Source organism: Spirochaetia bacterium 38H-sp, assembly GCA_039023545.1.
Classification (GTDB): domain Bacteria; phylum Spirochaetota; class Spirochaetia; order Winmispirales; family Winmispiraceae; genus Rarispira; species Rarispira pelagica.
Genome location: JBCHKQ010000003.1, coordinates 221,451 through 234,144 on the forward strand (window position 1 = coordinate 221,451; position 12,694 = coordinate 234,144).

11 protein-coding genes are annotated in these 12,694 nt (G+C 38.2%); 8 read left to right on the plus strand and 3 right to left on the minus strand.

The window, feature by feature from the left end; all coding sequences use genetic code 11:
* The first annotated feature begins 386 nt into the window (after nucleotides 1–386).
* The 7 genes from WKV44_07785 to WKV44_07815 all read left to right on the plus strand — a co-directional run bounded on the left by WKV44_07785 (nucleotide 387) and on the right by WKV44_07815 (nucleotide 9,374).
* Complete coding sequence (locus WKV44_07785; GenBank protein MEM5948443.1) at nucleotides 387–1,508, plus strand: hypothetical protein; 1,122 nt, start codon at nucleotides 387–389, stop codon at nucleotides 1,506–1,508.
* Between the two features lie 79 nt (nucleotides 1,509–1,587).
* Nucleotides 1,588–2,760, plus strand: a complete 1,173-nt coding sequence (locus WKV44_07790) for a DUF1566 domain-containing protein (GenBank protein ID MEM5948444.1) — start codon at nucleotides 1,588–1,590, stop codon at nucleotides 2,758–2,760.
* A complete protein-coding gene (locus tag WKV44_07795) occupies nucleotides 2,757–3,716 on the plus strand; it encodes an MBL fold metallo-hydrolase (GenBank protein ID MEM5948445.1) in 960 nt (319 codons plus the stop codon). The genes WKV44_07790 and WKV44_07795 overlap by 4 nt, the downstream gene beginning before the upstream one ends.
* Nucleotides 3,717–3,848: 132 nt before the next feature.
* Nucleotides 3,849–4,634, plus strand: a complete 786-nt coding sequence (locus WKV44_07800; protein ID MEM5948446.1) for a hypothetical protein — start codon at nucleotides 3,849–3,851, stop codon at nucleotides 4,632–4,634.
* A gap of 133 nt (nucleotides 4,635–4,767) precedes the next feature.
* On the plus strand, nucleotides 4,768–6,882 hold the full coding sequence (locus WKV44_07805) for a polysaccharide lyase 6 family protein (GenBank protein ID MEM5948447.1): 2,115 nt from the start codon (nucleotides 4,768–4,770) through the stop codon (nucleotides 6,880–6,882).
* Nucleotides 6,883–7,079: 197 nt separating this feature from the next.
* Complete coding sequence (locus WKV44_07810; protein ID MEM5948448.1) at nucleotides 7,080–8,339, plus strand: polysaccharide lyase family 7 protein; 1,260 nt, start codon at nucleotides 7,080–7,082, stop codon at nucleotides 8,337–8,339.
* A gap of 267 nt (nucleotides 8,340–8,606) precedes the next feature.
* Complete coding sequence (locus WKV44_07815) at nucleotides 8,607–9,374, plus strand: IclR family transcriptional regulator C-terminal domain-containing protein (protein MEM5948449.1); 768 nt, start codon at nucleotides 8,607–8,609, stop codon at nucleotides 9,372–9,374.
* Between the two features lie 4 nt (nucleotides 9,375–9,378).
* Here WKV44_07815 and kduD read toward each other — a convergent pair whose 3' ends face one another.
* The 3 genes from kduD to WKV44_07830 form a co-directional block, all read right to left on the minus strand.
* Nucleotides 9,379–10,149 (minus strand): 2-dehydro-3-deoxy-D-gluconate 5-dehydrogenase KduD, encoded by a 771-nt coding sequence (gene kduD, locus WKV44_07820; protein MEM5948450.1) that lies wholly within the window; start codon nucleotides 10,147–10,149, stop codon nucleotides 9,379–9,381.
* 117 nt (nucleotides 10,150–10,266) lie between these two features.
* Nucleotides 10,267–11,304, minus strand: coding sequence for a sugar kinase (locus WKV44_07825; GenBank protein MEM5948451.1), 1,038 nt, complete (start codon nucleotides 11,302–11,304; stop codon nucleotides 10,267–10,269).
* Nucleotides 11,305–11,602: 298 nt separating this feature from the next.
* Nucleotides 11,603–12,112 carry a nitroreductase family protein gene (locus WKV44_07830; protein MEM5948452.1) on the minus strand — a complete coding sequence of 170 codons (510 nt, stop codon included), beginning with the start codon at nucleotides 12,110–12,112 and terminating at the stop codon, nucleotides 11,603–11,605.
* 243 nt (nucleotides 12,113–12,355) lie between these two features.
* Here WKV44_07830 and WKV44_07835 point away from each other — a divergent pair, with 243 nt between their 5' ends.
* Complete coding sequence (locus WKV44_07835; protein ID MEM5948453.1) at nucleotides 12,356–12,562, plus strand: hypothetical protein; 207 nt, start codon at nucleotides 12,356–12,358, stop codon at nucleotides 12,560–12,562.
* The last annotated feature ends 132 nt before the right edge of the window (nucleotides 12,563–12,694 follow it).

Consider the following 12,694-nt stretch of genomic DNA (forward strand, 5'->3'; position numbering starts at 1 on the left):
ATATGTCAAAAAATAATAACCGAACGGCAGGACTGCGCCCTTTAAGATGGATGGGAGAGAACGGCGCAGCCCTGCCAGCCTTTGGCAAATAAGAAGCATAGTAAATTTTGAAAAACCTTCTGTATTTAAGAATATTATTTAATCCAAAGTTGTATAATTGCAAAAACAGATAAAAGTGTACAACTATATGTTTCCCAAATTCCCTTTGCTTTGTGGTATCCCAATTTTCTTCTGGAGATAATTCATATCACATATTTATTAGTTTTATTAGGAAGTTATAAAAATAGATAACAACTAAAATTCCTTGACAAGAATAAAATCAGTGATATAATGAAACCATGTTTCATTATTGAAACAGAAATATTTTATTTTTAGGAGGATAGTGTATGGCAAAAAAAATCGCATGTATCGGCATCTTGGTGTTGCTCGTAGCTACCCTGGGCTTTTCTGCTGATCTCAAGGTAAAATTACAGGCCAGAGCAAGTTCCGAGCTTTTCAAGAATGTCGATGGGGAACCAACAGAAATGATGGGCTTAGGTGACATATCAAGGACAGATTCTTTGACATTTGAGTTTAAAGATGAGAATGCAGGGGCATATGCCCAGTTGTATCTCTACTCTCTAACTGATTCTAAAACTACAGCTCCTTATATCTATGACTATTACGGTTGGATGAAGTTTGGGGATCTTAAACTTACAGCAGGTAACTGGGATAATCGCTATGCCAACAGGGTTACTAAAGATGGAAGTAACTTTGGCCAGCTCTGGGATCTAAAGTATGGTCCTATAAAATATAGTAGTGGCAAGGAAGCAGGTGTTAATCTTGATACAGAGTCAGATCACCTCAATCCCTGGTATATAACCACAGTTGCAGATTACAGCATAAGCGATTTTACACTCAGCCTTTCTACAGGAAATGGTACTACAGCCGATTCCAATGGTTATGATTATACGGACTATGATATAAGGGATTATTTTGGTGTAAGAGCAGCATACAATAAGGACGGTCTTATAAAAACTAATACAACATTCATAATGAATGGAGAGAATAATGCCAGACTAGGTGTGTTTGTAGAGCCTCTTATGGTTGATAATCTTACTCTAGTAGTTGGTTATTCTGGTAAGCTTGATCTTGCAGCGGATTCTACTGACAGCCTTTCTGCAATAGAGCTTCGCGCCCGCTATGCTATAGATAAGCTTGCCATTACATCTCACAATAATGTGACGATAGGGGACAGGGATCTTAGAATATACAATATGGTCAACGTGGCTTATGAGATCAACGATATGATAAAGCCCTGTCTGCTTATTGCCAATGGTAATTTCTCCGGTGACAATGCTTCCACAAAAACCAATGTAACCACAATCAAGCCTGGTGTTACATTTACTGCGCAGAGTAATGCAACAATAGATGTTGCTCTCAGAGTGGATATTGAGACTCCTGACGGTGGAGAGAGTACAACAACCATAAGCATGCCTGTTGTGTTCCGTGTTAAGTTCTCCAACTAATGACATAGTTGTATCTCCCGAAGCAATGCTTCGGGAGCCTATTTATGTATGATTAATTTACATATGGTAGGAAGCATTTATGATAAGAAAAAAAGTGATGACCGTGTTGAGCGTGGTGTTTTTGCTTGTAGGCAATGGATATGCCCTTGACTATCCTATTGTTCATACAGGTATAACAAAATGGTACGATGATAAAGGAGAGATCTCTGCTCCCTCGCAGGGCAAGGATTTTTACGGCCAGGATGCGGATTATAGAGAAAATATGCCACGTTACAAAGATAACGGTGATGGGACTGTTACGGATCTTGTTACCGGTCTTATGTGGGAAGCTGATATGGGAGAGAAAATGACTTTTGATGAAGCTCAAGAAAAAGCAAAAACATCCCGTCTTGGTGGCTATGACGACTGGAGAATTCCTACTATAAAAGAGCTGTATTCCCTTATAAACTATTCTGGCAGAGTTATGGGGGACAGAGCTATAGATATGTTTATCGATACAAGATATTTTAAGCAACCCATAGGGGATGTGAAAAAAGGAGAAAGAGAGATAGATGCTCAGACCTGGTCTGCTACAGAGTATGTGGGAAAAACCATGAGAGGAGCTGAGACCGTATTTGGGGTAAATTTTGTGGATGGTAGAATAAAGGGGTATCCCAAGTATGATCCCAGAACAGGTAAACCCAATAAGATGTACTTTAGGCTTGTCAGAGGAAATCCTGACTACGGCAAGAATCGCTTTATTGACAATGGGGACGGGACAATATCCGATCTTGCCACCGGGTTGATGTGGCAAAAAGCGGATTCTGGAAGAGGAATGGACTGGGAAGATGCTCTAAGGTATGCACAGGAACTTGAGCTCGCAGGTTACAAGGACTGGAGACTCCCAAGTGCCAAGGAGCTTCAGAGTATTGTTGACTATACCCGAGCCCCTTCTGTTACCAATACTGCGGCAATAGATCCAGTTTTTGATATATCCACATTTATAGATCCTAGGGGAAAAAGAGATTATCCGTTTTTTTGGACGGCTACTACATTATTGGACGGGCCAAGACCCGGGAATATGGCAGTATATGTTTGCTTTGGTACTGCTCTTGGTAAGATGAGAGGACAGCTTATGGATGTCCATGGTGCCGGTGCTGTAAGAAGTGATCCCAAAAGTGGTGATAAAAGAGAATACCCAAAATATTTTGGTCCACAGGGTGATGTTCAATATGTGTATAATTATGTTAGATGTGTGAGGACTATCCGATGATTATATTTGACAAAAATCACTGGGGGTGGATTGTTTCTCTTCTGATTATTCTATTTGCTTCTTTAAGTGTCTGGGCAGAAGAAGGGGGTTTTAAACTTAGGATACTTGGTTCTGGTGGGCCTGGATCAACCCAGTTTAGAAATGAGCCTGCTGTGCTTATAGAAAATGGCTCAGATTTTGTATTGGTTGATATGGGTAATGGCACTTGGGAGACTCTTAAGAAATTGGGTATCAAAACCTCGGATATAGATGCTTTTTTCTTTACCCATCACCATATGGATCATGATCAGGAATTTATTCCTATCTTTCTTTCTTCTTATTTTGGTAGAGAATCTTCTCTTTCCGCAGTAGTAGGGACAGCAGGTACCGGGGAGCTTGTAGACTTTGTTCTTTCTTTTTACAAGGATGATCTCCTGTATCGTCTTTCGTCTATAAAAAAGCAGAGAATCGAAGAAATATCCCGTCCAGAAGTCAGAGAAGTGCATGGCGGAGAAGAATTTTCTCTCTTGTCTTTTACGATTAAAACAGCAGCTGTTAACCATACTATAGAAACAGTTGCTTATCGTTTTGAAGCCAATGGAAAAACCTTGGTTATATCCGGTGATTTGTATTATTCTCCTGGTCTTGTACAATTAGCAAAGGATGCTGATATATTGGTCTTGGATGCTGGAGGCATTCTCTCCACGGCAAACAATAGCAAGAAAAATTACCAATCTAATAAAAATAAAAAGTTAAAGTCCCCTGAGAGTAAAGTCAGGTCTCATTCTACAAGTGAAGAAATAGTCCGTATGGTGGAAGAATCAACTCCAAAGCTAGTAGTTCTTACCCATCTTCCTGATCGCAAGGTAGAGCTTGAGGATATAAAGCTGCTTTTTCCAGAATCTGTTAGAAACAATATTATGCTTGCAGAAGATATGCTTGAGCTTTATGTAGGGAAGAGTAAAAGTGCATATTAATGTTCGCTGCTACGGCGGCGGATCATCCATAGCCTCAGGCCAGGGTTTTCCTGGCCTTTTTTTAAAACAAAAAACTTGACACCTCCTATATCCGTGCTAAAATGAAATATAATTTCATTTTTGGAGGTGTTTATGAAACACAAAATTCTTATTATTTCTATGGCTTTGTTAATGTTTTTTCTTACAGCCTGTTCCAGTACAACCGGTTCTTCTGAGGCTTCTACGGATACTACTGGTACTACTACAAGTAGCCTAACCCTTTCTTTTAGTACTGATTTTGAGAGTGATACTCTGGGAAGTACTTTGCCCACTGGCTTTTATTCTGGCAGTTTTGCTGATGCTACTGTAGTCTCTAGCAATGACGGCTATCCTGCCCATGGTGGTGCTCAGTCCATACAGTTGGGAGATACTAGTGCTAGTAGTAACTCCAAGCTCGTTAGAATCCTGGATGGGGGAAGCTCCACATCCACTGCTACACTGTATACTGCAGGAAGGATAAAGTTCTATGCTTATCTTGATGCAGAATGTGGTGTGCAAAATAATTCTAACACAGCCGAAGATGAGACACAGGAGAATCTGTATCTTACACTGTATAATAATGGTACTTCTAGTGGCAATAGAGTTATAGACATCCGATTGGAGGCTAGCACTTTAAAATTGCAGCATAGGACAGGAGCTCCAACAGGTGATCTTACCTATGTGGATGAGACTAATGCTGTTTTTAACCTTGAAAATTGGAATGAGATACAAATTGAGTGGGATGACAGTCAGTATTACATAACTTTTAATGGAACTCAATATGGCCCCTACGATCTTTTGCAGACGGGCGGTGTTGGTAATGCATACTTTAAGTTTGGTCAAAGTGGTCTTGTTACTACTGCCAAGGCCTATGTCGATGATATAGAAATATATAACTAGTGTGGAGTTATACCTCCCTAAGGGTTATGCGTGTGCTCTAAGAGCATACGCATTTTTTCTAAATCCATTGTTATTAGAAATTGGTTGTAAATGTGCTTGATCAGGGAGGGTAGGTTTATTAGGAGGTTATATTATGTTGTTTTTTAAAAATAGCAAAATCAGTAGGTGGTTTGCTTATGTGAGCTTGTGGGCTATGCTTGTTACATTTTTTTCCTGTAACAATCCCTCTTTGTCCGAAGTTGTATCGGATTCTGGAGATACGGTAGAAATAACTGATGGTTTTGATGATGCTACTGGTTCTCTTCCTTCTACATGGACTTCTGTTGGTGGGTCTTGGCAGATTGTGGAGGAAGGTGATAACAAGGTTTTACAGGGCACCGATACTAGCACTGCATTTTTATATAGAAATGATATAATTGCTACGGACTTTGAGGTAGAAGCGAGGGTGAAGTTAACAGCTAGCGGTTATGTCGGAGTGATAGCCCGTTATATGGATTCTAAAAACTATGCTGCTTTGCATTTTAAATCTGATGGAACGCTTAAGCTGTTTGTAAAATACAATAACTCGGAAGTAGCAAGTGATAGCTATAAGTTAGCTAATTTTTCAAAGGATACCTATTATACTATAAAGTTGATAGTCAGTGGGGATGAATACAGGGGATCTGTGGATGGTACTGAGTATGTAAGCCTAACTGACTCTTCTCCCATTGCAAAATATGCAGGTCTATATATGTATAATGATACTGTATATTTTGATGATGTCCACATAAGTGCTTCTGGAGACGGAAGTGTTCCTTCTGATTCTGGTAGTTCGGATTCTTCTGGGACAAGCTCAGATGACACATCAGGTACGACAACTGTGGAACCGTTAGAAATAGAAGATACTACAGTTATAGTTTCTAGTGTTTCCGAGCTTAATTCTGCAATAAGCAATATGAAGGCAGGACACACAATCCTTTTTACTGGTACAGGGATTTTTACTGATAGTGTATATTCTATTTCTGATAAGATAGCGTCTGCAGAGCACCCGGTAATAATAAAGTGTGATCCTATAGGTGGAGCTACTTTTACAAAAGGGATTACCATAAAGAATAGTGAGTATATTACAATACAAGGTTTTAATTTTGCAGGAGATGATGCCTATACTTTTATAAAGATATCTCAGAGTAAAAATATAAGGATATTGGATAATTCTTTTGATCATTCTGCTGCAACAAGTGCAAAAAAGACCATTGTTCTTGCAGGAAATTTGACAGACAGTGTTGAGATTGCCTATAACGATTTTAAAAATAAAGATTGTCAGGGCGGATATATAACAACAGAATATTATGACGAATCCGATGGCACAGGTATCGCAACCAATACATGGATACATCATAACTATTTTTATAACATAAAATATGCAGGTTCTGACTCCGATAGAGAAGCAATAGCCTTTGGAGATAATGAATCCAGAGATATAGAGACAAACAACATAGTGGAATACAACCTCTTTGAAGATTGTGATGGTGAAAATGAGATAATAACAGTAAAAACATCAAAAGTTACAATTAGGTATAATACTTTTAAAAATTGTTATGGTAATGTTAGTCTTAGATTTGGTAACAATCATGAGGTCTATGGAAACTTTTTCTACGGAGAAGGTTCTACTTCCGAAGCCGATGGACTCAACTATGAAACCGGTGGTATAAGGATCTATGGCTCTAATCAAAAAGTTTATAACAACTATATGTATAATCTTACCGGGACATCAGGCTATCGTATGCCTATTATCATAGATGGAGGTAGCGGAGATCATTATAAGGTGCAGGACTCCATAATTGCTTTTAACACGATTGTGGACTGTGTTCAGGGAATAGGACTAGGAGTCAATTATTCTGCTCCTCCGCTAAACAATACTATTGCCAATAACATAATTACGGGTTTTAACGGACAGCTTGTTACTATCACCTATGGAGATGTTTCTAATACTTGGGAAGGCAACATAGTATATGCAAAGGCCGGAGCAAGTGCAGGAGATATCCCGACAGCTAATAATAGCACTACAATAGAACCCGTTTTTACGGGGACTGCTCCTTTTTATAAATTGGCAAATAGTTTTTCTGCTTATGGTGATTATAGTGCTATCCTTACAGATGACATAGAAGGTGGCATGAGGACAGTTCCTTATGATGTCGGATGTGATCAATACGGAGTCTCAGGAGATAGAACATATCTCACTCCTGATGATGTAGGAGTAAGGGGATAATGTACTCTGATCTACATCTTGCTTCCCAACAGAAATTTTTGAAATAAAGAAAGGGGAGGTGATGTGATATGAGATAACTTGGCTATGTGTAATCATCTAAACTGCAGCATATAGGCTTTTATATATAGCCTATATTGTTGTCAAATAAGAGAGTTCTCTTTACGAGAAAATAGATATCAACAGTGAAGGAGATTATCATGAAGAAGGGTTTTTATGCAATACTTATAACGAGTATAATTTTATTAGCTTTTTCTATTGTTGGATGTAACATTGGTGTTTCTTCTGTAGCGGATGATATTATAGAAGGGATATCTCGTTCTAGTTCTGGTACAACTTATTATGTTTTGCAGGCATATGATGGTAAGTATGCAAAGCTAAACTCCAGCGGTAAGCTTGCGACTACAGAATCTGATATTTCTACGGCTTTGCAGTTTGAGAAGATAGCATCAGGGTCCGGTTATGTATGGAAGATAAAGGATTCTGACAGTTATCTTTCTGTATCAAGCAAGCGGATAGTAGAAGGAAGCACAGCATCAGTCTATGTGGAATCCGATGCTTCTGATGGATGGATATACATAAAGAGCGGCTCTTATTATCTAAAAGATATGGGAGACGAAGTTGGAGTAAATTCCAGTGGAGGTCAGACTTATAACTACTATAAGCTTGTTGAGGTTAGCTCAAGTGGTACTTCTGGGGATTCTTCAGATACTTCTTCTGGTGATACCTCTGATTCTGTATATCCTTATGATGTTCTTGGACTTCAAAATTGGAAATTAAATTGTTTTACTGGCTCTGTAAGCGATCCTGATTATCAGGATTATTATACTACAAAATCTCCGTATTTGCAGACATTTTCCAGTTCTTATTGGTTCTGGACAGATGGGACTTGGGTTTATTTTAGACCATATGCAGGTTATCCTACCACTTCTAGCAAAACAGGTAATCCGCGCGTAGAATTGAGAGAAATGACTAGTGATGGAAGTGATGAAATTTCATGGGATCTTACAAGTAGCAGTGAAGTACATACGATGGAATGGATTGCTAAGATTACAAGATTGCCAAGTTCTGGTAAACTGTGTTTTGGTCAGATACATTCTACATATGACAGTTATGATGATATCATCCGCATACAGGTAAGAGGTGATGCGGATCAGACTTCCGGGACTGTTACAATGTATGTGATGGGGTATGTCGTAGACGATAATGCTGACGATATAGGCAGCTATACACTTGGAGATGAGATTCATCTTAAACTGGTAGCTACAAACAAGACAGTTACTTTATATAAGGTTAGCAGTAGCGGTTCTCTTACAAAGCTTAAAAGTTATTCTGGTATTGGATCCACTGGTAATTATTTTAAAGCAGGTAATTACCTACAGTCCATGAAAGGTAAATCTTATTCTTCTGATGACTATGGTGTTGTAGGAATAAGATATCTCAAAGTAACTCATGATTGATTAAAGTAATATCTTGCACTTCCTAGATTTGAATCTGGGAAGTGCTTATTACTGTAATTCTATGGGATTCTACACATTATTTTAATCTTTGAGTGCCTTATATCTCTACTTATCTTATTTTTAAGTTATTTTTTATGGACAAAAATCTTTTTGATATGTATTATAAAATTTTAATGATAAAATATGACACTATAAGTCTGTGATAATGAGTATGGTACAGGCTGAGTAAGGGGTGTTGCAAAATCAATTTAAGAGGTATTTTGATTTATGAGTGATATAAAAAAAATAAATGCAGTAGATAGGGCTTTTATAATATTGGAAAAATTGTCCGTGCTTTCCTATGCTACGCTGGAGGATATTGCAAGAGAAACAAGACTGGCAAAAGCTACAGTATACAGATTTTTGCAGACATTGAGACAATTGGGATATGTAAAAAAAGGAGATGGTGATTTATGGTATCTTACTTTAAAGTTGTTTTCTGTAGGCTCAAGGGGCTTGGAGCATGTTGAGCTCACAAATGTGGCGAGACCGATATGTGAGAAACTATCAAGACTACTTGGAGAAACAGTTCATCTAGGGATACTTGATGGTACAGAAGCTGTTTATGTTCTTAAAATAGAGTCCAAGTATAGTCTTAGAATGCATTCTAGGGTTGGGAAACATATTCCACTGTATTGTACTGCAATAGGTAAGGTCTTATTGGCTTTTATGGATGATAAATGCCTTGCAGGTATGTTAAATAAAATAAAAATAAGATCTTTTACTGTAAATACAAAGAAAGATATAGATTCTATAAAACAGGAATTGGACGATATAAAGAGCAAAGGATATGCCGAAGATAGGGAAGAGTATGAAGAAGGAATAAGATGTATTTCTTGTCCTATATTTGATTTTGAGGATAAGATTATAGCTGCTATAAGTGTATCCTGGCCTGTTTTTAGATTTGATGATAAACAAGTAAATTTTTATCTTAGCGAAATTAAAAAAGCAGCTTCCGAAATAAGCAGCATTATGGGTTATATGCTGACAGAATAACCTTTTATCTTGCTAACCATCCTCCGTCTACTGCTAAGGTGTGTCCGTTGACATAGTCGGAAGCCTCGGATGCAAGAAATACCACTGCACCTGCTAAATCTTCCGGAGTTCCCCATCGTCCTGCAGGTATTCTATCCGATATTTCTCTATTTCTTTTTGAATCTTTTCTGATGGGGCTTGTAATGTCCGTTATCATGTATCCCGGTGCTATCGCATTTACATTTATGTTGTATTGTGCCCATTCGTTTGCCAATGCCATTGTAAGACCTTTTACAGCACTTTTGCTTGCTGTATAAGCAGCCACATTGATACCGCCTTGGAAACTAAGCATGCTTGCTATATTTATTATTTTGCCTTTTTTATTTTCTTTTATTATATATCTTGCAAAAGCTTGACTAAGGAAGAATAAGGTTCTCAAATTTATGTTAATTACATCATCCCAGTCTTTTTCTGAGAAATAGAGTGCTTGGCTCCTTCTTGTTATACCTGCATTATTAATGAGAATATCTATTTGCCCATAGTGGTCAATAGTTTTTGATATTATTTGGGAAACAGGCTCTGTTGAAGATAAATCTGCCTTTATGTATAAGAATTGCCTGCCTGTTTCTTGCACAAGTTTCCCTGTTATCGGAGCCGAATCAGAGGAGCTTATTCCCACTATGTCTGCTCCGGCTTTTGCCAGGGCAAGTGCCATGCCTTGTCCCAATCCTCTAGAGCATCCGGTTACTATAGCAACCTTATTGTCGAGTCTAAATTTATCAATAATTTCATTCATGATTTTGTTGTGTTAATATGATTTATTTTTTTTAAAGGAGGGAGTAAAAATTAAAAACTATTTGATGTTCGGAGCATACCATGATTTTTACTCCCTCTTGTATTAATATATTATGTTTTAGCGTTGAACTCTTCCTGAACCATCTCCTTTCATTAGAGTATCTATTTCTGAGAGTTTTGTAAGATTAAAATCTCCGTATATTGAATGCTTGAGTGCAGATGCTGCTGTTGCAAAGTTGATGATTTTTTCTGTATCATCTCCAAAGTTATTGAGAGCATATATCAATCCTGCAGAGAAGCTGTCTCCTCCTCCTACTCTGTCAACTATGTTGGTGATCTCGTATTTTCTTGAGATTGTCATTCCTTTTGAGCTGATCAGTACTGATGACCAGCTGTTATAGTCCGCAGAATGGCTTTCTCTAAGTGTTATGGCAAGATATTTTATGTTGGGATAGGTGGACAGTACTTTTTGTCCGAGTGTTTTGTATGCATCATAATTGAGGCTGCCACTTGTCACATCTATTCCTTCTACTTCTATTCCTAGACATTTCTGTATGTCTTCTTCGTTGGCAATTATTATATCCGCATGGCTTGCGAGTTTGCTCATAACCTCAGTAGGCTTTTTACCATAATTCCATAGTTTTTTACGGTAGTTTAGGTCTATGGATACACTGCAGTTGTGTTTTTTTGCTTCCTGAACTGCAGTCAGTGATGTGTCTGCAGTGGATTGTGACAGGGCTGGTGTGATGCCTGTGATATGAAACCATTTTGCATCGCTAAATATTTTTTCCCAGTCAAAGTCATCTGGTTTTACTTGTGATATACATGTATTGTCCCTATCGTATACAACGTTACTGGGGCGCTGGTTTGCACCTCTTTCAAGGAAGTATATCCCCATTCTGCCTTTTTCTCTTTTTATGTATGATGTGTCTACTCCATATTTCATAAGTTCTCTTATGGCAGCATCTCCTATGCTGTTGTCAGGTAAGGCAGATACAAAGCTTGCTTTTTCTCCCAGAATTGAGAGTGAAACAGCCACATTAGCTTCTCCTCCGCCAAATGTGGCTTCCAGCATAGGGGATTGAAAGAGTCTCTGGTGTTCTGGAGATTTTAGTCTCAGCATTATCTCGCCAAATGTTATGATTTTATTTCCCATGTTTTTACTCCTTCTAGTGATGTTAACTTATTATTACTCTCTACTGATAAAATGTCAATTGTTTTGAAACAACGTTTCATTTTTTTGAGGGTATTCCAAAATCTTTGTCTTGCAAAGGGATGTCAAAAGTATATTAGGATGTATGGTTATTGGGGTATATGGGGTATTTTTTGAGCATGAATTTTCTAGACAGGCTGATTTTTTACCACATAGAATTATGCTTTGTATAATTAGTGATAAAAATTTACTTGGGAACAGGTTTGATAAAGAGATGGATGAGTATAAAAAATTGGTTTTTTCACCAGTGGTCAAAGGAGCTTATCCTCTCAAGAGGGTATCTGTCGGGTCTTATAGGTGTTTCTGCAGGGTGACCTACAAGAAGAAGTGCTACAACTCTCATGGAATAAGGTACGGTTAGATAGTATTTTATTTGTTCTTCATCAAAGCTTGTGACTATGCATGTGCCCAGGCCTTCGTGTACGGCTTGGAGCATCATTTGTGTCATTGCTATGCTTATGTCTATGGGGTATGATAACTGTCCGTTGGGCATTTTGTACTCTATGTTGGTTGTGCATCCTGCTATGATGAGTGGTGCCGCGCCTACGTATTCTTGATTATAGGCTGCTTCCTGTATTTTTTTTCTCATAGTGTCTTTTTGTATTGCTATGAATCTCCATGCCTGCCTGTTTTTGGCTGATGGTGCCAATCGTCCTGCTTCTAATATTCTTAGTACTGTGTCTTTTTCTATGGGTTCTGGTAAGAACTTCCTTATGCTGACTCTGTTTTTTATTTCTTCCATTAGATGCATAGGCCCCTCCCTTGTACTTTTTTGTTGTATTATATCTGTTTTTTGTATGTTGTTAAAGGTGGTAGTTTTCCCTCTGTGTTTTTCTTTTATGTGCCATAGGCATGATTGCCCGTATGGTTTACTTTTGTTTTTGCTGCGGGCAATCCGTTCGGTATTATGGTTTTTTAATGGGGTTTTGAATTTGCATCCTGTTTTTTTGTGTCTTATACTTTAGATAAGTAAGATTATTTTAAGGAGCTGCTTATGAGGTTTGGCGAGTTTCTTGTGAGCAGGGGGTATGTCACTGATGAGCAGGTAGAGACTGCACTTATGATTCAGCAGGAGAGGGAAGAGAATGAGCATGTGAGGGTAAAGGTGGGGGAGGTCCTTGTTGCTATTTATGCGATAAGTCATGATAAGTTGAGAAAGGCTTTAAAGGAGTTTGAGGATGCCGGGCTTATGGTCCGGTAGGTGATTTCTTATGGCGCCCCTTATGGGGCGTTTTTTTGTGTTTGTTTTGTTATCGATAACAAAATTTTCTTGACATATTGGATATTTGGGGTGAAAATATACTGTCAATGATATCGATAACAATTTTGGAGG

Coding starts and splice junctions, on each gene's coding strand:
- WKV44_07800 (MEM5948446.1), top strand. CDS start 3,849: ATGAAACACAAAATTCTTATTATTTCTATGGCTTTGTTAATGTTTTTT.
- WKV44_07795 (MEM5948445.1), top strand. CDS start 2,757: ATGATTATATTTGACAAAAATCACTGGGGGTGGATTGTTTCTCTTCTG.
- WKV44_07825 (MEM5948451.1), bottom strand. CDS start 11,304: ATGGGAAATAAAATCATAACATTTGGCGAGATAATGCTGAGACTAAAA.
- WKV44_07785 (MEM5948443.1), top strand. CDS start 387: ATGGCAAAAAAAATCGCATGTATCGGCATCTTGGTGTTGCTCGTAGCT.
- WKV44_07830 (MEM5948452.1), bottom strand. CDS start 12,112: ATGCATCTAATGGAAGAAATAAAAAACAGAGTCAGCATAAGGAAGTTC.
- WKV44_07790 (MEM5948444.1), top strand. CDS start 1,588: ATGATAAGAAAAAAAGTGATGACCGTGTTGAGCGTGGTGTTTTTGCTT.
- WKV44_07810 (MEM5948448.1), top strand. CDS start 7,080: ATGAAGAAGGGTTTTTATGCAATACTTATAACGAGTATAATTTTATTA.
- kduD (MEM5948450.1), bottom strand. CDS start 10,149: ATGAATGAAATTATTGATAAATTTAGACTCGACAATAAGGTTGCTATA.
- WKV44_07835 (MEM5948453.1), top strand. CDS start 12,356: ATGAGGTTTGGCGAGTTTCTTGTGAGCAGGGGGTATGTCACTGATGAG.
- WKV44_07815 (MEM5948449.1), top strand. CDS start 8,607: ATGAGTGATATAAAAAAAATAAATGCAGTAGATAGGGCTTTTATAATA.
- WKV44_07805 (MEM5948447.1), top strand. CDS start 4,768: ATGTTGTTTTTTAAAAATAGCAAAATCAGTAGGTGGTTTGCTTATGTG.